Here is a 21,548-nt window from a genome sequence, read left to right on the forward strand (position 1 = left end):
CGATCTCCGATCCCTGTTCCCTGGCGCGAACCGGCGATCCGTGAGGTTTGTTCCCGCGCCCGAGGGAGGGCCCCCACGCGCGGGACAGGCGTCAGGGCCGCATGTCGCGGGCCGCCCCCACGGGTTCGGGCGTTTCCAGATGGGCGGCGAACCAGTCGATCGTGGCGCGCAGCCCGTCGCGCAGCGGCACGCGCGGCTGCCAGTGCAGCAGCTGCCTTGCGCGTTCGATATCGGGCTGGCGGCGGCGCGGGTCGTCCTGTGGCAGCGGGCAGAAGACCGGCTTGGCCGAACCCGGCACCATCTCGCGGATCAGCCCGGCCAGTTCGAGGATCGAGAATTCGCCGGGATTGCCCAGATTGACCGCCCCATCGGGCGCGACCGGCAGGTCCATCAGCGCGATCAGCCCCGCGACAAGATCCGAGACATAGCAGAAGGACCGCGTCTGCGTGCCGTCGCCATAGAGTGTCATGGGCCGCTCCTGCAGCGCCTGGCAGATCAGGTTCGACACGATGCGCCCGTCATCGGCGCGCATCTGCGGGCCATAGGTGTTGAAGATCCGCGCCACGCGGACATCGCCCAGCCCGGCGCGGCGGTAATCGAAGCACAGCGTCTCGGCCGCGCGCTTGCCCTCGTCATAGCAGGCACGGGGGCCGGTGCAGTTCACGTTGCCCCAGTAATCCTCGGTCTGGGGATGGGCCAGAGGGTCGCCATAAACCTCGCTGGTCGAGGCCTGCACGAAGCGCGCGCCCTTGATGCGCGCCAGTTCCAGCAGGTTGCCGCAGCCGACCACGTTGGTGCGCATCGTATGGACCGGGTCAGCCTGATATTGCGGCGGCGACGCCGCGCAGGCGAGGTTGTAGACCTGATCCAGCGGGCCGGGGACGGCGACGGGCCGGGTCACGCAAGCCTCGATCAGCGTGAACGAGGGGTGGTTCTCGAAGGGCTGCACGTTCTCGCGCCGCCCGGACACGAAGCTGTCGAGGCAGATCACCCGATGGCCGCGCGCCAGAAGCGTCTCGCACAGATGCGAGCCGATGAAGCCCGCGCCGCCGGCAACCAGCGTGACAGGCCTGAAGGATGTCATCTTCTGCATTCTCATGCTCCTGCGGTCAGAGGGTGGCGATTCAGCGCGCGGATCAGGTCTCGGGCGCGGGCGCGGCCGGTATGGTCGGCCAGGATGATGGCGCGGGCGCGCGCCGCCATGTCCTGCCGGGCGGCATCGTCGGTGGAGCGCAGGGCGGCCACCACGTCCTCGGTCGTGTCGGCCAGCGTCACGGCCTTGGTCTCGGGCAGAAGCTCGGTCAGGCCCGGCCAGCGGTCCGAGATGATCGGCGTGCCGCAGGCCGCGGCCTCGAACAGCCGGACCGAAGGCGACCAGCCCAGGGCGCGCATCGCCTCGCGCGTGATGTTCAGCGTGAAGCGTTGCGCATTGTAGAAGGCCGCGTGATCGGCCGGGGGCAGATGCTCGATCCGTTCGACATTGTCGGGCCAGGCGATCTCGTCGGGAAACAGCGAACCCGCCACGACAAAGCGCATGTCGGGCAGGCGGCGCGCGGGTTCGATCAGCAGCGCCTCCAGCCCCGGCTGGCGGTCCGGGCTGTAGGTGCCCAGATAGCCCAGATCCCACCGTCGCGGCACGTCCATCGGGCGATAGGCCGTCTCGTCCACGGCGCAATACAGCGCGACGGGATCGCGCGCGCCCCAATCCTGGCGCAGGCGGTCCAGCACACGCCCGCCGGAAAAGGACAGGTAGCTGTCGAAGATCGGCACCTGCCGGCGCGCCAGATGCTGTTCCTCGGCCCGCGCCAGCATGTCCAGCGTGACCGGTGTGTCGATGTCGTAGAAGCACAGGCGTTGCAGCGGCATCTGGTGCAGCACGTCGATCAGCCGCTGCCCCTCGGGGGTGTAGGATCCGACGATGACCGCCCCCGCCCGTGTCAGGCGCCCGGCATGGCGCGCGGTCACTTCCGCGATGTCGTCATAGAATTCCAGCGTACAGAAATCCGGGTCGGGCAGGTCCTGATGCGCCTGATACCAAGGCTGGCGGCGTTCGAGGAACAGAACGCGCCGCCCCTCGGCATGAAGGCCGCGCAGCAGGGCGCGATAGGTCGTCGCATGGCCGTTTCCCCACGAGGAACTGAGCGAAAGGCCGAAGATGATCAGATCGTCGCGTGCCATTACAGGGCCTCTCTTTCGCGGATCATGCCGGGGCGCATCCGGTGCAGCAGGTCGCGCAGCTGAAGCGCGCGGCGGTCATAGGTGTGTTCGGCCAGCACCCGGCGCAGCGCCGCCTACCCGATGGCCCGACTGCGCTCGGGCGTCAGCTCGGCCAGCGCGTCGGCCACGTCCTGCCCGTCGCGGGCGACCAGAACCTCGGTGCCGGGGGTCAGGAACATCTCGATCCCCTCCCATGCATCGGTGATCAGGCAACCGCCCGCGCCCGCGGCCTCGAAGACGCGGGTGGCGGGGGAAAAGCCCGTCTGCGCCATGCTGTCGCGCGCCACGTTCAGCACCGCGCGGGGCGTGGTGTTGAAGGCGTTGTGATCGGCGGTGCCGACATGGCCTATCGCCTGCACATTGGCCGGCAGGTCGCCCTGGCTCCATCCCGATCCGCCCAGCAGGAAGCGGCGGTCGGGCAGCAGCGTGGCGGGGCGCAGGAAGAATTCGGCCACACGCGCCTCGCGGTCGGGCAGGCGGTTGGCCAGAAAGCCCAGATCGGCGCGGAAGCGGTCGTCGGGGGGCGCGGGATGGTGCGTGTCGGGATCCAGCGCGTTGTAGACCGGCACGCAATCGCGCGCGCCAAGCGACCGATAGGCCGCGATCACCGGATCGCCGCCGCCATAGGTCAGCACGAGGTCCAGATCGGGCAGCATCCGGCGCAGCGCGTCCTGGGGGTCCTGCCGCATCGCCGCCAGCGTGGCGGGCGCGTCCACATCCCAGAAGATCCGCAGCGCGTCGGGCCGCGCGGCGGCCATCACGGCCTCCAGCAGCGCGTCATCGGCATAGCCCACGCCCGAAGCCTTGACGACGATGTCGGCCTCGGCCGCGCGGGCGGTCGCGTCCTGCAGGCCCTCGGGGGTCGCAGGCCAGACATTCACCCGCGCCCAGTCGGGCACCGCGATGTCGCGATGCGACTGGCGGTCATGGGCGTCGGGCTCGTGAAAGGTCACGTCGAAGCCGTGCCGGTGCAGCGCCTTGACGATGCCCCGATAATAGGTCGCCGCGCCGTTCCAGTAGCTGGACAGAAGGCTCGATCCGTAAAAGGCGATCCGGGTCATGCCACGGCCTCCTGCTGGCGGGGGGCGGTCAGGCCGGACAGGATGTCCAGCAGCTGATCGGCGCGGTGGTCGCAGCTGTGCCGCTCGCGGATGGTGCGCAAGCCCGCGCGCACCTGCTCGGCCGCTGCGTCGGGGTCGTGCAGCAATTCGCGCAGATGGTGGGCCATCTCGATCCCGTCACGGGCCATGCGCATGTCCCCGGGGGCGAACAGGCCCTCGGCATCGTCCCAGGGCGCGCTGATCAGGGGCAGGCCGCAGGCCAGTGCCTCGAAGGGGCGGATCGTGGGGATGCCCGGCAGCGCCTCGACATAGGGGCGGCGCGGAACATGGACGGTGACGCGGTGGCGTGCGAAGGCCAGCGGCACCTGCGCGTTGGGCAGCCAGCCGCGATAGGCGATCCCGGCCTGCGCCAGCCGATCAAGCGCGGCCTCGGGATAGCGCACGCCATGCACGGTCGTGGACAGGCGCAGCGCCTCGGCCGGGGCGATCAGGAAACGCTCAAGCTCGGCGCTGCGCTCGTCGTCGCCCCAATTGCCGACCCAGATCAGGTCCGATTGCGGCAGGATCTCGGGGACAGGGCGGAAGACGGTCGTGTCGGCGGCCTCGTGCCAGGTAAAGACCTGCCGACCCCAGCCCGCCGCAAGATAACGCTCGCGCAGCGCCTCGCCGAAGGCCAGAACGGCGTCGTAGCCATCCAGCGCCATCCCCGCGATCTGTTCGCCGGCGCTGACCGCCCGGTGATGCGTGTCGTGAAACAGCAGCAGATACCGCCCGCCGCGCGCCCGATGCGCGCCGATCCGCGCCACCAGCGACGGGTCGGTCCATTCATGCACCACCACCACATCGGCCTCGGCCAGGGCGGCCTCGTGGTCGAATCCGGAATCGTAGCTGCGCGAGGCCAGGTCGGGAAAGGCCGCCGCGAAATCCTCCAGCGCGGCTTCGCCCCGATCCGCGATCAGGTTCTGGCGGCTCCAGCCGTCGGCGGGCTCCAGCGCCAGCGTCCGGTGGCCGCGCGCATTCAGCGCCCGCATGATCCCCCGCAGGAAATGGGCGTTGCCATGGTTCCAGTCGGAAACCAGCGAATGGGTGTAGAACAGAAAGCGCATGAAGGTCATCCCGTGGTCGAGGCGGCGGGCGCGGGGGCCAGCCAGCGGTAAAGGGTCAGCATCGACTCGGCCTGCGCGCCCGGGCCAAGCCGGGCGGCGCGGGCCTGCGCCCGATCGCCCAGCCGGGCGCGGCGGGCGATGTCGCGGGCAAGCGCGTTCAGGGCATCGGCCAGCGCGGCCGGATCGTCGGGGTCGAAGAACTGCGCCGCGCCGTCCCACAATTCGCGAAAGGTGGGGATGTCGGACAGAACCAGGGGCAGCCCGGCGCGCGCGGCCTCCAGCACGGCCAGACCGAAGGGCTCGTATCGCGAAGGCGCGCAGAAGATCCCCGCCCGGCCGACCGCGCGCAGCGTCTGGGCATGGTCCAGAACGCCGGCATGGCGCGCATGACGCAGCGCAAGATGCGCGCCGTTCGGGCCAGTTAGCGCGCCGATCATGGTGACCGGCCAGTCGCTGAGCGCGGCGGCGGCGTCAAGCGTGGCGCCGTTCTTGCCATCGTCCCACCAGCGACCGACGGCGATGACGCTGTTGCGCCGGGGGCCGGGCGCGGGGCGGGCGCGGCTGCTGTTGGGCACGACCGCCAGATGCGGCAGCGGACCATAGAGGCGCGTCAGCGCGGCGGCATGGGCATGGCTTGGCGCGACGACCAGCCGGGCGGCGCGCAGGCCGCGTTCCGTCAGATCGTGCATCCACGCCATGTCGTCCGGCAATCCGGTGCCGCGCACGGCGGCGAACCATGTCCCCGGACAGGAATGCGACATGGCCAGAACCGGCAGGTCCGGGCTGAGGCCGACGGCCTGCGTGGGCAGGTTCAGGTGCAGCAGATCGGCGCCGTGCCGCCGGGCCAGCGATTCCAGCCAGGGCGCGACCGGCGCCAAGTCGTCCGGCCCCGAGGCAAGCCAGTCCAGCGTCGCATCGCCCCATTCCAGCGCCGCGATCTCTTGCGCCTGCGCGATGCGGACCGCGTCGGGCGGCGGACCCAGCCCGGCCAGGACGACCGACACGCCCCGCTCGCCCAGCTCCTGCGCCAGGTCCAGCGCGTGCTGCCACACGCCTCCGACGGCATCCAGCGTCATCAGCACCTTCATCCCGATCGCCTTTCGCGCCCAAGCGTCAGCCCTCTCTGATCGGCCAGCCAGCCCGCCAGGTCGGCCAACCCCTCCTGCCAGCCGATCGAGGGCTGCCAGCCGGTGGCGGCCTGCAGCGCGCGGGTATCTGCCACGAACCAGGGCTGGTCGCCCTGCCGCCACTCCTGATGGCTGATCTGGGGGGGGGTGCCGGTGATCCGGGCGATCTGGTCCAGCACCTCGCGCAGGCTGACGGCATTGGCCGGGCCGCCGCCCAGGTTGAAGGCCCGCCCCGTCAGCCGCCCGATATCGGCCAGAACCGCGCGATAGGCCGCCACGGCATCGGTCACATGCAGCACGTCGCGGACCTGCCGTCCGGTGCCGAAGATCGTGATCGGCCGCCCTTCGAGCGCGCGGATCAGGAAATGGGCGACCCAGCCCTGATCCTCGGTGCCGAACTGGCGCGGGCCGTAGATGCAGCTCATCCGCAGCACCGCCGCCGGAATGCCGTAGCTGTGGGCATAATCCAGCACATACTGGTCCGCGACGCCTTTCGAGCAGCCATAGGGCGTGCAGAAATCCAGCCGCCGGTCCTCGGCCACGCCATGGGCGGCCATGGCGTTGTCCAAGGGCGCGCAGCCGTCGCCGCTGTCGGTGACCTGCAGATCGGCCAGCGCGCCATAGACCTTGTTCGTCGAGGCCAGGATCACCGGCACCCGGCGGCCCGTGGCACGCACCGCCTCGAGGACGTTCAGCGTGCCGCGGGCATTGACCTCGAAATCATCGACGGGGGCGGTCAGGCTGGTGGTGACGGCAGTCTGCGCGGCAAGGTGAAAGACCGCGCTGGCGCCCGCAACGACGTCGCAGACCGATTGCGCGTCGCGCAGATCGGCGGGCACGGCGCGCAGCCGGTCGCCATGCCGGTCGGCCAGCCAGCGAAGGTTGCGTTCGACGCCCGGCCGGCTGAGATTGTCGAAGACCGTCACCTGCCGCCCGTCGCGCATCAGCGCATCGGCCAGATTGGCGCCGACAAAGCCCGCGCCCCCGGTGATCAGGACGCTTTCCGCCCCGCCGCCCGCCAAGGTCGGGCTGGCCAGCCGGGTCAGCTGCTTCAGCCGCGCCACGCCGCCCTCGGCCAGAAGCCGGCCCAGAAGCTTGGGGCGGCCATCGGCGGCGACCGCGCCCATATGATAATGGCGCGGATCGAACCACAGCCCCTCCTGCACGGCCACGTCCGAGGGCAGGTCGGCCCAGCCATACCAGTAGACCCGGTCCGCCGGCGCCTGCAGCGACCGGACGAAACGGCGCGCCTGCTCGATCTCGTCCCGGCGCCAGGTGGAATAGCCGGTCTCGGTGATCCAGATACGGGCCAATGGGTTGTGGCGGTCGAGGATGCGGCGCATCTCGCCCAGATGCATGTCCCAGCCCCGCCAGGATGCGGCCTCGCTGTCCCAGGTGCCGGGAAAGCCGTGAAAGCCGACCGCGTCGACCACGCCCAGCACGCCGCGTTCACCCATCAGGTTAAGCCAATAGGGGTCAAAGGGCGCAGGCCCGCCCAGAACCGCCTTCCATCCGCGATGCTGGACCCAGTGCGCCGCGCCGCCGACCATCTCGCAGAACAGTTCGAAATCGGGGTCCTCGCGCCAGTCCCAGTCCAGCAGGTTGTTGGGCTCGTTCCACAATTCGACATGGGTGAAATGGTCGCCGTGCCGGGTCAGGGCCATGTCGATGAAATCGGCATAATCCTTCAGGACGCGCGGCGCCCCCGAGCTGCGCCCCGTCCGCGACAGCGAGGGCGGCGTGTAATGGATGCAGGGCAGCACATCCAGATCACGCGCCAGGCGCGGCAGCAGCCAGTCGAACCATTCCTGCCCGCCGGGCGCGTGATATTCGGCCCAGCTGACATGCGTCCGCAGATAGCGCGCCCCCGAGGCGACAAGCCCGGGCAGCAGCGCCTCGACCCGGTCCCGCTCGCCGGGCCGGAACCATTCCACAAAGCCGAAATCGGCGTTCATGTGACCAGCCCCCGCTCCTCCAGCTGGGCGCGCATCCGGGCGCCGTTATCGATGGCGGGCTGGCGGGCCACCCATTCGACAAAGGGACCAAGGCTGTCCTCGAGCCGATGCTGAGGCACGAAACCCAACAGATCGCGCGCCCGGGTGATGTCGGCAAAGCAGTTGCGGATATCGCCGGCGCGGAACCGGCCCAGGATTTCGGGCTGGATGTCCGACCCCATCGCCTGGGCCAGCAGCCGCGCGACCTGCGACACCGAATAGGCGTTGCCCGATCCGATATTGACGACCTGCCCGTCGGCGGCCTTTTCATCCAGCGCCAGACGGAAGGCGCGGGCGACGTCGCGGACATGCACGAAATCGCGCTTCTGCTCGCCATCCTCGAAGATCGTGGGCGCCTGACCCGCCGCAATGCGCGAGGCGAAATTGGCCAGAACCCCGGTATAGGGGTTCGACAGCGCCTGCCCGGCACCGAAGACGTTGAACAGGCGCAGCGCGGTGGCGGGGATGGAATAGGCCTCGCCGAAGATCAGCACGGCCTGTTCCTGCTGATACTTGGTCAGCGCATAGATCGAGGCCAGATCGACGCGCTTGGCCTCGGTCGTGGGCACCGGGGTCAGGGCGGCGCCCTCGGCGGTCGCGGGCTCCCACCGGGCGGCGCGCAGATCGGCGGGTCGGCGGCGCACCTGATCGTGCAGCCTGCCCTCGGGATCGGCGTAATAGCCCTCGCCATAGACGCTCATCGACGAGGCCACGACGATCTTGCGGACCGGGGCTGCGGCAATCGCCTCCAGCAGGATGGCGGTGCCCAGATCATTGGCGCCGACATAGCGCGCGATCTCGTACATGGACTGGCCCACGCCCACCTCGGCGGCCAGGTGGATCACCGCGTCGCAGCCCGCCAGCGCGCCGCGCAGGGCCTCGGCATCGCGCATGTCGCCCCGCACCAGCCGCGCGCCCTGCGAGAGGATCGGCGCAAGATCGGGCGATGCGCCGGGATCCTCGCCATGCACCTGCTCGATCAGCGCGTCGTACAGCACCACCTCGTGTCCCGCCTGCTGCAGCTCGGCCGCGACGTGGCGGCCGATGAAGCCGCACCCGCCCGTGATCAATGTCCTGGTCATCCCGCCCCTCTCGATGCTTGCGGTTCGCCGGAGGACGCGTCTGGTCGCGCTGCCCCGGAATGCCGGAAGATGCCTTCTGCTGAGACATCATCCGGGGCGCTGAACCGGGTCCGGGAACATTTGTTCCAGCTTCTTGTTCTGCCGGCCGCTTGTTCCCGACAGCCCGAGAGGCCCATGACCCACCCTGCACCCCAGATCCGAACGCCGCAGACGCAGCCCTTGCCGACCCGGCCCTGCGCCGCCCGCATCACCGCGCCGGGGCGGGTCGAACTGGTCCCGATCACGCCGCGCGACCCCGGCCCACAAGAGGTGCGCATCGCCATCGAGGGCTGCGGCGTCTGCGCGTCGAATCTGGGCCCATGGGCCGGGCCGGAATGGCAGGTCTTTCCCCTGCCGCCGGGCGGCCCCGGCCACGAGGCCTGGGGCGTGATCGAGGCCGCGGGCGATCAGGTCCGCGACCTGCCGCCCGGCACGCGCGTCGCCTTTGCGGGCCAGCATGGCTTTGCCACCCACGAGACCGTCCCGGCCGAGGACGTGATCGCCCTGCCCCCGGCGCTGGATGGCCAACCCGTCCCGGCCGAACCTCTGGGCTGCGCGATCAACATCTTTCGCCGTGCCCGGATCGGGGCGGGCGATACCGTCGGCATCATCGGCGCGGGCTTTCTGGGCGCGCTGCTGGTGCGGCAGGCCCGCGACGCAGGCGCACGCGTCATCGCCATCTCGCGCCGCGACACCTCTCTGGCGCTGGCCCGGCGGATGGGCGCGGACGAGACGATCCCGATGCTGGATCACGGCCAGATCATCGCACAGGTCGCGGAACTGACCGCAGAACGGCTCTGCGACATCGTGATCGAGGCCGTGGGCAAGCAATGGCCGCTGGACCTGGCGGGCGAGATCGTGGCCGAGGGCGGGCGTCTGGTGGTGGCGGGCTACCATCAGGACGGGCCGCGTCAGGTGAACATGCAGATGTGGAACTGGAAGGGCATCGACGTCATCAACGCCCATGAACGCGACCCCGCCGTGATCCGGCGCGGCATGCGAGACGCGGTCGATGCGCTGGCCCAGGGGCGGCTGGACCCCGCGCCGCTTTACTCCGGAACCTATCCGCTTCAGGATCTGGGCGCGGCACTGGATGCGACCCGCGACAAGCCCGGCGATTTCGTCAAGGCGCTGATCACATGCCGCTGAACGCCGCCTCTGTCGCCCCCGCCCCCGCCGCGTTACCGCGTCCGCGCATCGCCTTTCTGGGTCTGGGCTGGATCGGCCGCCAGAGAATGGCCGCGATGCTGGAAGCGGGCGATATCGAGGTCGCCGCCCTGGCCGACCCGGACCCCGAGGCCGTCCAGGCCGCTTTGGATCTGGCCCCGGACGCCGCCACGGGCCGCGATCTCTGTGCGCTGCTGGATCAGCGGCCCGACGGCATCGTCATCGCCACGCCGTCGGCCCTGCATGCCGAACAGTCGATCCGCGCGCTTGACGCCGGCGCGGCCGTCTTCTGCCAGAAACCTCTGGGCCGTGACGCGCGGGAAACCGCGGCCGTTCTTCGGGCGGCGCGTCAGGCGGACCGGCTGCTGGCGACCGACCTCAGCTATCGGCATGCGGCAGCCTTCATCGCGCTGCGCGACCTGATCCGCAGCGGCGATCTGGGCCATGTCCACGCGCTGGATCTGACCTTTCACAACGCCTATGGCCCGGACAAGCCATGGTTCCGCGACCGCCGCCTGTCGGGTGGGGGCTGCCTGATCGATCTTGGCATCCATCTGATCGATCTGGCGCTGTGGTCTCTGGGGGCCGGGGATGTGCGCTGCCTTGCGGCCCATATCCGCAGGGACGGGCGCCCCCTGTCGGCCGATCCCGATGCCGTCGAGGATTTCGCCCTGGCCACGCTGGAGACGGATCAGGGCACGGTGATCCGGCTGGCCTGTTCGTGGAACCTGCCGGCAGGACAGGATGCCGTGATCGGCATGGAGGCCTTCGGCACGGCAGGGGGCGGCGCGGTGCGCAATATCGGCGGCTCGTTCCTCGATTTCGGCGCGTGGCGGCATCACGGGACGGCATCGCAGGCGCTGGTGACGCCGCCCGACGCCTGGGGCGGGCGGGCCGGCGCCGCATGGGCCACGCAGCTGCGCCGGGGCGGCGGCTTCGATCCCCAGGCCGAGGCACTGGTCACGCTGGCCCGGACGCTGGACGCGATCTATGCCCGCGCCGCATGACGCGGCTTCTTCGGGAACATGGCGACTGCGGGGCGGTTAAGGCGGCCTGCCACAAAGGAAGTCGCCATGATCCTTCACATCGTCCAGCGCCAGGTGCGTCCCCCGATCACTTCCCGGATCGTGGGCTGAGCGATGCAGACCTGGCTCTGCCTGGCGGGCGGCAATGCGCTTGGGGCCTTTCATGCCGGTGCGTGGAAGGCGATCGACGCGGCGGGTCAGAATGTCACCCGCATATCCGGCGCCTCGATCGGCGCCATCGTCGCGGCCCTGATCGCAGGCAACCCGCCAGAGCGCCGCATCGAGCGGCTGGAGGCGTTTCTGGACGAGATCGCGCAGGCGCCCTTGGCGGGAAGCGGTCGGCGCGGGCTGGTGGCGGGCACGCTGCTGCTGGGCAATCCGGCGCTTTTCGCCCCCTCGCTGCCCGGTCTGGCCGAGATCGTGCCGGGCATGCCGCCTGACCGCGCCGCCTTTCATCGCCGCGCGACCCGGCGCCTGCTGGAACGGTATGTCGATTTCGACCGCCTGAACACCGGCGGGATCGAGGTGATCGTAACCGCGACCGATGCAGAAACGGGCGAGGCGCGAGCCTTCCGCAACACCGACGGGCCGCTGAACGTCGACCACCTGCTGGCCAGCAGCGCCCTGCCCATCCTCTTTCCGCCCGTCACCGTCGAGGGCCGCCCCTTCGTCGATGCGGGCCTGTCCGAGAACCTGCCGCTGCGCCCGCTGCTCGACCGGCCGGACGAGGCGCTGATCCTGGCCTGCGATCTCTACAATCCCGTGGGCGCGTTGCGCCAGACGATGGACGGCATCGCGGACAGGGCGCAGGAGCTGGCCTTCGGATGCCAGTCGCGGCATCTGCTGGCGGCGCTGGACCTGTCGGGCCGGCAAGTGCGGCACATCATCCTGTCGGACCCCAAGGACGACTTCGCGGGCAAGGCCTTCGATTACAGCCGCGCCTCGCTGCGGCGCAGGCTGCATCTTGGCGAAAGCCAGATGGCGCAGGCGCTGGATGCGATGCTTTCGGACAACCCGACATGAAGGCCACACGATGATCCCTCGCCGCCTGCATGCCAGCCTCGACGCCCTGTCCGCCGCGCTGCTGATCCTTGCGCCCTCGATGCTGGGGGCCGCGCCGCGCCATCGCAAACGGCTTGCCGCGCTCGGGCTGGGGGTGGCGGCCTATTCGCTGGCGACATCCTATCGTGGCAGGGCGCGCCGCCCCATCGGGCCGTCGCATCACCGTCTGCTGGACGCGGCGCAGGGCGCGGCCTGTCTGGGCCTTGCCCGCGACGTCGATGACCCGGCGGGCCGCATGGCGCTGCGGGGCTACGCGGCCTTCTCGATTGCAGTGGCGGCCCTCTCCTCGCCCTCCGGCCCCGAAGGCGTCACGCTGCCGCCCTGGGCTGCGATGGCGGATCTGCCCGCCGATCTGGCGCTGCTGCGCTGCGGGATCGTGAACGTGGCCTTCATCGGGCCGCCCGGGGCGGGTGATCGGGGCTGGTTTCTGGTCGATGCCGGGCTGCCGGGATCTGCGCCGGCGATCCTTGCAGCCGCGCGACGGCGCTTCGGCGCGTCGCGACCGGCGGCGATCCTGCTGACCCATGGCCATTTCGACCATGTCGGCGCCCTGCCCCGTCTGGCCGAGACATGGGACGCCCCGATCCTCGCGCACCCGGCCGAGCATCCCTATCTGACCGGGCGTCGCGCCTATCCGCCCCCCGCCCCCGAGGTCGGCGGCGGCATGATGGCCGAGGCTTCAATCCTGTTTCCGCGCAGCCCCGTGGACCTTTCGCAGAGGCTGCGCGCCCTGCCCGAGGATGGCACCATCCCGGATCTGCCGCACTGGCAGTGGCTGCACATGCCCGGCCACACGCCCGGCCATGTCTCGTTCTGGCACGAGGACCGCAAGATCCTGATCGGGGGCGACGCCGTCGTCACGACCCGGCAGGAATCGGTTCTGGCCGCCCTGGCCGCGCCGCCCCATCTGCAGGGCCCGCCCGCCTATTTCACGCCCGACTGGGCAGCGGCCGCAGCCTCGGTCCGTCGGATCGCCGATCTGGCGCCCACCTGCCTGATCGCAGGCCACGGCCCCGCCCTGGGCGGGACGGCGCTGGTGGCGGCATTGCAGATCCTCGCGTCGGGGTTCGAGACGCGCGGCCTGCCGCGCCGCAGCCGCTATCTGGACAGGCGGGCGATGCCCGCACCGGGAGGCGCCAGGATGATCGGGCGCTGATCCGGGAACAGTTGCGGCCTGTCCCCGTTCCGTCCCCCTCGCCCGGACTGCTCCGGGCAGCAAGACAACAGGAGAATTCATGGCACGTCAGCCCGTCCCCCGCGCAAGAGGCAAGGTCGTGGTCGTCACCGGCGCCTCCAGCGGCATCGGCAGGGCCACGGCCCTCGCCTTCGCGCAAGAGGGCGCGACCCTGGTTCTGGCCGCCCGCGATCAGGCCGCGCTGGACGCGCTGGCCGTGCGCTGCCGCGATGCGGGGGCACGCGCCATGGCCGTGGCCACGGATATCACCGAGCCCCCGCAAGTGGCGCGCCTGGCCCGCGAGGCGCTGTCCTTTGCCGGCCGCATCGACATGTGGGTCGCCAATGTCGGCACCGGCGCAGTCGGTCTCTATCACGAGGTTCCGCTGGCCGCGCATGAACGGGTCATCCGCGCCAACCTGCTGGGCCACATGAACGAGGCGCATAGCGCCATCCCGATCTTCCTGAGGCAGGGACACGGCATCCTCGTGAACATGAACTCGCTCGGCGGTTTCGCCGCCGTGCCCTTTGCCGCCGCCTACAGCGCCAGCAAGTTCGGCCTGCGCGGATTCTCCGAGGCCCTGCGCGGGGAATTGACGGCTCATCCGCGGATTCATGTCTGTGACATCTACCCGTCGTTCGTGGACACGCCGGGCCTTGCCCATGGGGCGAACTATACCGGGCGCGCCCAGTCGGCCCCGCCGCCGGTGTTGGATGCCCGCCGCGTGGCGGCGGCCGTGCTGCGCCTGATGCGGCATCCGCGCCCCACCACGATGATCGGCGCCCCGACCCGTGCGCTCCGCCTGCTTCACGCGATCTCGCCCGAGCTGACCATACGCGCAAGCGCCGCCTTTCTGCGCGGCTACTTCGCGCAGGCGCGCCCGGTCCCGAAGACGGACGGCACGCTGTTCGCCCCCCCGGCCCGTCCGGGCGGGATCGATGGCGGCCTGCGCAGCCCGCACCGGCAGGGCATGGCCGTGGCGGGCCTGGCTCTTCTCGGCCTGGGCGCGCTGGCCGTGATCGCGCGGCAGGGACGGCCCCGCCGCAAGTCCGAGGGCGCCCCGCCCTCGCCCTTTTTCCATCAGGAGGACCCATGAACCCGCCCCTCGACAGCTTCGCCTCGCCCCATTCCGTCTCGCAGGCCAGTCTTCTCGACACGATGGCTGTGCTCAGGGACGTGGTCCTGCCGACCATGGCGAAGGGGCCGCTGATCCGGCGCCGCAAGGTTGTCGGACTGGCCGAGCGGCGCGGTCTCGATGACAAGGCGGTCATCCGCATGCAGAAGCTGCGCGACAAGTACGGGCCGGGCCCGCTGCTGCTGCGCATCCCGCTGCGCCATCAGGCGGTGATCCTGTCGGCCGACGATGCAAGCCGGATCCTTGACCACGCCCCCGAACCCTTTGCCGCCGCCACCATGGAAAAGCGTGCGGCGCTCGGACATTTCCAGCCCGACGGCGTCCTGTCGTCCCATGGCCAGGAACGCGCGATCCGCCGCCGCCTGAACGAGCAAACGCTCGAGACGGGCTGCCCCGTGCACGGGATGGCCGATCACTTCGCCCGCATCGCGGACGAGGAGATGGCCGAGGTTGCCGCCATCGCGCTGAAACGAAACGAACTGGACTGGGACAGCTTCTTCATCGGCTGGTATCGCATGGTCCGGCGCATCGTTCTGGGGGATGCGGCGCGCGACGACCACGAGTTGACCGACCTGCTGGAGCAGCTGCGCCGCCGCGCCAATTACGCCTTTCTGCGCCCCAAGGATCGCAAGACCCGCGCGGCGTTCCTGAACCGCCTGCGCCGCTATCTGGATCAGGCCGATCCGCTCAGCCTTGCCGGCCGCATGGCCGAGGCCTGCACCGATCCCGCCCAGCAGCCGCATCACCAGCTGCCGCAATATCTGTTCGCGTTTGACCCGGGCGGTATGGCCAGCTTCCGCACCTTTGCCGTGCTTGCCGCCCATCCCGAGATCGAGGCGAAGGTGCGCCACGAGATCGGCGCCGCCGGCGACGTGCCGCAGCTGCCGCTGCTCAGGGCGTGCTTCATGGACGTGCTGCGCCTCTGGCCCACCACGCCCGCCATCCTGCGCGAGACGACGCGCATGGTGCGCTGGCACAGCGGCCAGCTTGAAAAGGGCACGCAGATCCTGATCTTCGCGCCCTTCCTGCACCGCGACGACAAGACCCTTGCACAGGCGCACCGGCTGGACCCCTCGCTGTGGCAGCAGGGTAACGAGCGGCCCGATCTGGGCCTCTTGCCGTTCAGCCATGGTCCCGTCATCTGCCCGGCCGTGCGTTTCGTTCCGCTGATCGCCACGCTGGCGATGAAGAGCCTTCTGTCCCGCATCCGGCTGACCTTGTCCGAGGATCAGCGCCTGTCGCCGGAACGGCTTCCGGGAACCCTGGACAATTACACGCTTCGCTTTTCCGCCAGCGCCGCCGGGCTCGAACCTGCCGGCTAAGGCTGGCGGGGCGAAGGCTTGCAGGCGCAAGGCTCTCCGCGCGCCTGGCTTGAGCCATGGACCCCCTGATCATTCGATGATCAGATCGGCATGCAGAGCGCCCGCGGTGTGGATCGATTTCAGGATCTCGATCATGTCGCGGGGCCGGACGCCCAATGCGTTGAGCCCGTCCACCAGATCCCCAAGGCTGACCTCGGAGGACAGTTCGACAAAGCCGATGCCGGGGCGGTTCTCGATCTCGGCACGCGAGCGGGGAACGGTGACCGTCTCGCCCGCGGCAAAGGGATTGGGCTGCGAGACGACCGGCGCTTCGCTGACCCTGAGGGTGAGACCGCCCTGCGAGACCGCAACGCGCGAGATGCGGACACGCTCACCCACCACGATGGTTCCGGATTTGTGGTCGATCACCACCTTGGCCCGGTCCTCGGGCTCGATCAGCAGGTTCTCGATCCGGCCCACGACCCGGGCCGGATTGACCGAGCCCAGATTGCGGAAGTTCACCAGCACCGTCCCGCTGTCCAGGGTGACGGCAAGCTGCCGCTGGAAGTCGCGGTTGATCGCGTCCTCGACGCGTGTGGCCGTCGTGAAATCCGCGTTTCGCAGCGCGATCCGGATCGTGTCGATCCCGGCAAAGTCGAACTCGACCTCGCGTTCGACCCTCGCGCCCACCGGGATCTTGCCGGTGGTCGGCACGCCGTCCACGACCCGCGCCCCCTCGCCGGAGGCCGAGACCCCGCCGGCAATGATCGAGCCCTGCGCCACGGCATAGATGTTCCCGTCGGCCGCCTTCAGGGGCGTCATCACCAGCGTGCCCCCCAAAAGGCTCTTGGCATCGCCGATGGCCGAGACATTGACGTCGATCCGGCTGCCCGACCGGGCGAAGGGCGGCAATGTCGCGGTCACGATCACGGCCGCCACGTTCTTCGAGCGCAGCGCCTCGTCGGTGACGTTCACGCCGAGACGCTCAAGCAGGCTGGCCAGCATCTCTTCGGTGAAAGGCGCGTTGCGGAAGCTGTCGCCGCTGCCGTCCAGGCCGACCACGAGGCCATAGCCGACAAGATCGTTGCCGCGAACCCCGTCGAAATCGGCGAGATCCTTGATCCGCACCGGTATCGCGCCGGCCGAACCTGCGAGGACAAGCGCCACAAGCGTGGAAAGCACAAATCTGATCATCTGAGGAAGTTCACCAGCTTGAGCTTCGACAGCCGCGCCGTGACCGCATAGATGGCCTCGATCTGGTTCTGCACCTCTGAAAGGGCGGCAGCGGTCTGGAACGGATCCGCCGAGCGCATGTCGTTGCGCCGGGACCCGAGGATCGTCAGCGCCGCGGCATTCGCGCCCTTGGCCTCTTCCACGACCTGTTGCGAGGCGCCGACGCGGGCGATCTCGGCGATGACCTGGCGGTCGGCCTCGATGATGCCCGAGCCCGCGCCGATGATCAGCGCCCGCTGCTCGGCCGGGCGGCCCGCAAGCACGCCCTGCGCGGGCAGGGCCGCGAGCGCAAGCGTCTTGAGAAGGTCGCGCATCTCGGGCGAGGCGGCGGAACTGCGGATGGCCACGGCGCCGTCGGCGGAAACCGGGATGATCTGCGGCTCGCCGATCGTGCCGCGATAGGCATGATCCAGAAAACCGCCGCCGCCCGGGGGGGCGTCGAACCAGTCGCCGACGGCCTGCCGCACGTCATCCGCACCGGTCAGGCCGGATGTCAGCGCCGAGAGCATGGTCATGATCTGCCCTCCCGGCACAAGCGGCGGCACATCGCTCGCCAGGCCGGAAAGGACAAAGCGCCCCCCAACCGCGCCATTGAGACGCTCGACCACCTGATCCAGCACCGCCGCGGCCCGCTCAGTCCGGACCCGCAGCGCGGCCTCGTCATGGGCAAAGAGTTCGGCCGCAAGCTCGACCCCGAGAGGCGACGCGATCTCTCGCGCGCCGGATAGCGCGCTCTGAACGCCGTCCAGAAGAATCGCCGCATCGTCGACGTTGCGCTGGAACTGCTCGAGGGCGCCGATCCGCGCCTCGATCGCGCCCAGAAGACGGGTATTGCCCTGCAGCCTCGTCCCGATATCGGCGACCTCTCCGCTGGACAGTTCCTGCGTGAGGGTCTGGAGCGACTGCTTCAGGCGGTTGGTCGCAACGCTTTGCGCGAAGATGCGGGCTTGGTCTCCGATCGTCGAAATGGCCATCTCAGATCCTCAGCAGCTGGTTGATCATGTCATCGAGCGCCCGGATGACGCGCGCATTCGCGGCATAGGCCTGTTCGTATTGCAGCAGCTTCTGCATCTCGGCATCGCTGTCGACACCGCCGGTCAGCATCCGCTCGCTGATCGTGTTGAGGCGTGCGTTGCGCGCGGCCAGATCGGCCTCGGAGCCAACGCGTCGGGTGGTCAGGGCCGCCCCGAATTCCGCCAGCCGCTCGGGCAGCGACGCCCGCGCGCCGCCCGGCGGGCCGCCCGCAGGCGGGCGCACGGCATCCAGGGCCGCCGCCATGGCGTTCAGCCGCGCCGTTTCCGAGACGGGGCCCGCCGCCGGTGCGCCCAATCCCGCACGCAACTGCCACAGCGATCCGCCCTGCGCAGGATCGGCCGCCGCATTGATTGCGATGCGGCCCGCCAAGCCCGTGGCCGAGGCCGCTGTCGCAAGCCCTCCCGCATCGGTGAACAGGCCCGGACCGCCGGCAAGGGTCGGATCGACCGCCGGATCCGAAAGGCGAGCCTGCAGGTCCAGCGCCAGCAGATCGAGATCGCGCTGCAGCGCCGGAGCCAGTTCGTCCCGGATGGCGAAATGCCCCGAAAGGCTGCCACCGGCCAGCAACCTCATCTGGCCGGGGTCAAGCGCGGTGCCGTCGACCGAGACCAGCGACAGGGGACTTCCGACCGTCATGTGCGCATCGATGACGGGCGCATGCGAAAAGCCCAGCTGCAAGGGCCGCGTGCCGTCCAGAAGCGCCAGACCTTCCTGCGTGAAGAGGGCGATCTTGCCGCCGTCGCGGGCGACCTCTTTCAGAGGGACGATGGTCGAGATCCGGTCCACGATCCTCTGGCGCTCATCCATCAGGGAGGCCGCGTCCTGGCCCGTGGCCTCGAGCGCCGAGATGCGGCGATTGAGATTTGCCACCTGTTCGAGCCCGTCATTCAGGGCCGCAATCTCCGTGGCGATCGAGCGGTCGGCCTCGGCCCTGGCGGATTGCAACGCGTCGGTGGCGGTCGTGAAACCCCGCGTCAGATCGGTCGCGGCCCGCAGCACCTGCTGCAGGCGCAGATCGTCGTCCGGACGCGCGGCGGCCGATGCCAGCGCCGATTGGAACCCGGTCAGACGCGCGGCAAGGCCGCCCGCCTGACCGGGCATGCCGATCACCGTCTCGATCGAGGACAGGAAGGCCGCGCGGGTCGCGGCTTCGCCTTGCGCGGCACTTGCCAGCCGGCTTTCCGACAGCATGGACAGGTTCACGGCGCGGACCACGCCGTCGATCCGCACCCCGCCCAGATTGCCGCCCATGGATTGCGGCGAGATCGCCAGTTCGCGCCGGGCATAGCCGGGCGTCATGACATTTGCGATATTGGCCGATACCAGCTCGGTCCCGCGCGCGGTGGCGGTCAGGCCGGACATGGCGTTCGACAGGGCGCGGGTGATGCTCATCTGCGTCTCCGATCAGGCGTCAGCGCTTGATGTTGGTGGTTTCCTGAAGCATCTCGTCCACCGTCTGAATGATCTTCGCATTCGACGAATAGGCGCGCTGCGTCGTGATCAGATTCGTGAGTTCCTGCGCGATATCGGTCGTGGACGCCTCGCGCGCATAGCCTAGGATGGACCCGGTGGGACCGTCGCCCGCATCCCACAGGAAGAAGCTGCCCGAATTCGGAGAGATGCGGTAGGATTGGCCATCCGAGGTCGCAAGACCATTGGCATTCGGGACATCGACCAGCGGGATCTGATAGAGACGGCGCGTGAAGCCGCTGTCATACGAGGCCGTCAGGAAGCCGTCGGCATCCACCTCGACCCCCAGAAGGTTGCCCGCGGCCGAGCCGTTCTTGATCACGTTCGTCGGCGAGAAACTGGAGGCGAATTGGCGCAGCCCCGCATTGCCAAGCAGTGTTCCGACGAACAGATCCAGCATGCCGCCACCCACCTGCACGGGAATGTTTCCGGTGGCGGGATCATAGGCCTGCCCGGTCAGCGTGGTGATCGAGGAAATGCTGCCGCCATGCGCCTGCGAGCCGTCGAACACGATCCGATAACTGGCGATCGGGTTCAGCGCCGGATCGGTCGCGCTGTCGTTGATCGTCATCGTCCAGGTGTTCGATGTCCCGACCGTGGCGGTGGTGTCGGGCGTGAAGGTGAAGCTCAGCGATTCCGCCGTGCCGAGGTTGCCGTAATACTCGACCCGCATCGGCAGGGTCACGCCCGTCGCACCCGCCGCCGTCTCGCTGGCGGGCAGGTTCACGCCAAGCGAGATCCGCGTCGTCGGATCGCCCGAGGTCTGGTTGGCCTGGATCCTCACGGGCTCCAGCTGGCCCATCGTGTCGCGCGATACGGTCGGCACATTGCCATTGGCGTCGACCGGCCAACCCAGCAGCACGAGCCCGCTGCTGGTCCGCAGGATGCCGTTCGCATCCGTGTCGAACGCCCCGGTCCGGGTCATCATGAAGGGCAGGTTCGTCGAGCTGTTGTTCAAGTCGACAATCGACGTCACGGGCAGGAAGCCACGCCCGGAAATCGCGATATCCAGCGGGTTCGAGGTCGTGACCAGTGCACCGTCGGCATCGATGACGCGCGAGGTGCTGGCCCGGACGCCGCCCGCCGAATAGATCCCCGCCACCCGGTTCTGGTTCAACACGAGCGAGGTGAATTCGGTCTCCATCCGCTTGTAGCCGAAGGTCGACGAATTCGCGATGTTGTCCGAGATGGTTCCCAGACGCGACGAGTTCGCCGCGAGCCCGGCGACGCCGGCATTCATGGCAGAGGACATGGACATGGACGGACCCTTTCGATTCAGCTTGTCCCCCGGAAGCTGCCCGACAAGGTTTAAGATTCGGATAATGCCCGCCCGAAGCCCGGCCTATCTCAGTAAAATCACCTCGATCCGGTTGTTGGACGGGTCCATCGGGTTGCCGTTGCGGTTCTTGCGGTCGGCATAGCCCGAAACGCGCTGCATGCGCCGCTGGTCTAGCCCCGCCCCCTCGAGCAGTTGGCGCACGGCATGGGCCCGCCCCTCGGACAGCGGCCAGACCGGCGAATGCACCAGCGTTTCGGGATAGGCGCGGACATGGCCGGAAATGGCAATGCGGTTGCGCGTATGGCCCAGGGCGCGCGCGATGATGGGCGCCAGCTGCACCAGAACGGGCTCGGGCGCGGTGCCGTCCTCGGCGAAAAGCGGGGCATCGGTCAGGTCAGCCAGCTCGATCACCAGCCCCTCATCGGTCATGCGCGTGACGACGTGCTTCAGCAGATTGGTCAGCTGCTGAGATTCGGCGCCGGTGCCGGTCAGCACGTCCTGCACCTGACGGGCCAGTTCCTGAAACTGGGCGGCGTTCTCGCTGTCGGGCAGATCCTCCTCGATCGCCTGGCGGACGCCCTGCTCGACCCCGTCCCCAGACGAGCCCGGCGTGCGCGTCACCGAGGGCGAGAAGTAATCGGCAAGCCCGCTGCGCTGCGTCTCGGTGGTCGCGTTGAGCAGCCACATCAGCAGGAAGAAGGCCATCATCGCCGTCACGAAATCGGCATAGGCGACCTTCCAGGCCCCGCCGTGATGACCGCCTTCGCCGCTGTCACCACCGCGCCTGATGATGATGGTCGTCCCGCCATTGCCCTTGCCCGCCGCCATGATCGCAACCTTTCCTGTTCAGGCTGCAATCTCGCCCCGACCCGGCGGGCAGACAAGTTAACGGATCAAATACGATTTATTCAGCAAGGCTTAGGCTCCAGACTCATTGATCGTCAAAGCCAGAAGATGACGGTTGCGGCGAGGGCGACGGCGGAGAGGAAGGTTTTCGCACATCTGTCGTAGCGGGTCGCGACGCGGCGCCAGTCCTTCAGC

18 protein-coding genes and 1 pseudogene are annotated in these 21,548 nt (G+C 69.3%); 6 read left to right on the plus strand and 13 right to left on the minus strand.

Translation table 11 applies throughout. From position 1 onward, the window contains the following. Positions 1-91: 91 nt before the first annotated feature. From QAR72_RS01440 to QAR72_RS01470, 7 genes are all read right to left on the minus strand, one after another. The gene (locus QAR72_RS01440; protein WP_304615574.1) at positions 92-1,093 is read right to left on the minus strand and encodes a UDP-glucuronic acid decarboxylase family protein; all 1,002 of its coding nucleotides are present in this window, start codon (positions 1,091-1,093) and stop codon (positions 92-94) included. Positions 1,094-1,095: 2 nt separating this feature from the next. Continuing rightward, entirely contained in the window at positions 1,096-2,178 is a 1,083-nt protein-coding gene (locus QAR72_RS01445) for a CgeB family protein (protein ID WP_304615575.1), read from the minus strand. 113 nt (positions 2,179-2,291) lie between these two features. Then, positions 2,292-3,278, minus strand: coding sequence for a CgeB family protein (locus QAR72_RS01450; protein WP_304615576.1), 987 nt, complete (start codon positions 3,276-3,278; stop codon positions 2,292-2,294). Beyond that, positions 3,275-4,384, minus strand: a complete 1,110-nt coding sequence (locus tag QAR72_RS01455) for a CgeB family protein (RefSeq protein WP_304615577.1) — start codon at positions 4,382-4,384, stop codon at positions 3,275-3,277. Before QAR72_RS01455 ends, QAR72_RS01450 begins: the two co-directional genes overlap by 4 nt. A 5-nt stretch (positions 4,385-4,389) precedes the next feature. Beyond that, entirely contained in the window at positions 4,390-5,472 is a 1,083-nt protein-coding gene (locus QAR72_RS01460; protein ID WP_304615578.1) for a glycosyltransferase family 4 protein, read from the minus strand. Beyond that, entirely contained in the window at positions 5,469-7,466 is a 1,998-nt protein-coding gene (locus QAR72_RS01465) for an NAD-dependent epimerase/dehydratase family protein (protein WP_304615579.1), read from the minus strand. The genes QAR72_RS01460 and QAR72_RS01465 overlap by 4 nt, the downstream gene beginning before the upstream one ends. Then, positions 7,463-8,587, minus strand: coding sequence for an NAD-dependent epimerase/dehydratase family protein (locus tag QAR72_RS01470; protein ID WP_304615580.1), 1,125 nt, complete (start codon positions 8,585-8,587; stop codon positions 7,463-7,465). Before QAR72_RS01470 ends, QAR72_RS01465 begins: the two co-directional genes overlap by 4 nt. A 174-nt stretch (positions 8,588-8,761) precedes the next feature. Between QAR72_RS01470 and QAR72_RS01475 the strand changes: the two genes are divergently transcribed. The 6 genes from QAR72_RS01475 (at position 8,762) to QAR72_RS01500 (ending at position 15,511) form a co-directional block, all read left to right on the plus strand. After that, complete coding sequence (locus tag QAR72_RS01475; RefSeq protein WP_304615581.1) at positions 8,762-9,775, plus strand: MDR/zinc-dependent alcohol dehydrogenase-like family protein; 1,014 nt, start codon at positions 8,762-8,764, stop codon at positions 9,773-9,775. After that, on the plus strand, positions 9,766-10,800 hold the full coding sequence (locus QAR72_RS01480) for a Gfo/Idh/MocA family protein (protein WP_304615582.1): 1,035 nt from the start codon (positions 9,766-9,768) through the stop codon (positions 10,798-10,800). The genes QAR72_RS01475 and QAR72_RS01480 overlap by 10 nt, the downstream gene beginning before the upstream one ends. Before the next feature lie 132 nt (positions 10,801-10,932). Further along, on the plus strand, positions 10,933-11,841 hold the full coding sequence (locus QAR72_RS01485) for a patatin-like phospholipase family protein (RefSeq protein WP_304615583.1): 909 nt from the start codon (positions 10,933-10,935) through the stop codon (positions 11,839-11,841). A 10-nt stretch (positions 11,842-11,851) separates the two neighbouring features. Further along, positions 11,852-13,036, plus strand: a complete 1,185-nt coding sequence (locus QAR72_RS01490; protein ID WP_304615584.1) for an MBL fold metallo-hydrolase — start codon at positions 11,852-11,854, stop codon at positions 13,034-13,036. 79 nt (positions 13,037-13,115) lie between these two features. After that, positions 13,116-14,150 carry an SDR family oxidoreductase gene (locus tag QAR72_RS01495; RefSeq protein ID WP_304615585.1) on the plus strand — a complete coding sequence of 345 codons (1,035 nt, stop codon included), beginning with the start codon at positions 13,116-13,118 and terminating at the stop codon, positions 14,148-14,150. Further along, a complete protein-coding gene (locus QAR72_RS01500) occupies positions 14,147-15,511 on the plus strand; it encodes a cytochrome P450 (protein ID WP_304615586.1) in 1,365 nt (454 codons plus the stop codon). The genes QAR72_RS01495 and QAR72_RS01500 overlap by 4 nt, the downstream gene beginning before the upstream one ends. A 69-nt stretch (positions 15,512-15,580) precedes the next feature. Here QAR72_RS01500 and QAR72_RS01505 read toward each other — a convergent pair whose 3' ends face one another. The 6 genes and pseudogenes from QAR72_RS01505 to QAR72_RS01530 all read right to left on the minus strand — a co-directional run. Then, positions 15,581-16,684, minus strand: coding sequence for a flagellar basal body P-ring protein FlgI (locus QAR72_RS01505; protein WP_304615587.1), 1,104 nt, complete (start codon positions 16,682-16,684; stop codon positions 15,581-15,583). Next, positions 16,681-17,697 (minus strand): flagellin, encoded by a 1,017-nt coding sequence (locus QAR72_RS01510; RefSeq protein WP_304615588.1) that lies wholly within the window; start codon positions 17,695-17,697, stop codon positions 16,681-16,683. Before QAR72_RS01510 ends, QAR72_RS01505 begins: the two co-directional genes overlap by 4 nt. A 1-nt stretch (position 17,698) precedes the next feature. Next, complete coding sequence (flgK, locus tag QAR72_RS01515; RefSeq protein ID WP_304615589.1) at positions 17,699-19,150, minus strand: flagellar hook-associated protein FlgK; 1,452 nt, start codon at positions 19,148-19,150, stop codon at positions 17,699-17,701. A gap of 19 nt (positions 19,151-19,169) precedes the next feature. Next, positions 19,170-20,486: a flagellar hook protein FlgE gene (locus QAR72_RS01520; RefSeq protein ID WP_304615590.1), complete on the minus strand. Its 1,317-nt coding sequence runs from the start codon at positions 20,484-20,486 to the stop codon at positions 19,170-19,172. 84 nt (positions 20,487-20,570) lie between these two features. Then, positions 20,571-21,335, minus strand: a complete 765-nt coding sequence (locus tag QAR72_RS01525) for a flagellar motor protein MotB (protein ID WP_304615591.1) — start codon at positions 21,333-21,335, stop codon at positions 20,571-20,573. 113 nt (positions 21,336-21,448) lie between these two features. Beyond that, positions 21,449-21,548 (minus strand): annotated as a pseudogene (locus QAR72_RS01530) (IS5/IS1182 family transposase); the annotation flags it as partial.

This window comes from Paracoccus sp. (in: a-proteobacteria) (assembly GCF_030604785.1).
GTDB lineage: Bacteria > Pseudomonadota > Alphaproteobacteria > Rhodobacterales > Rhodobacteraceae > Paracoccus.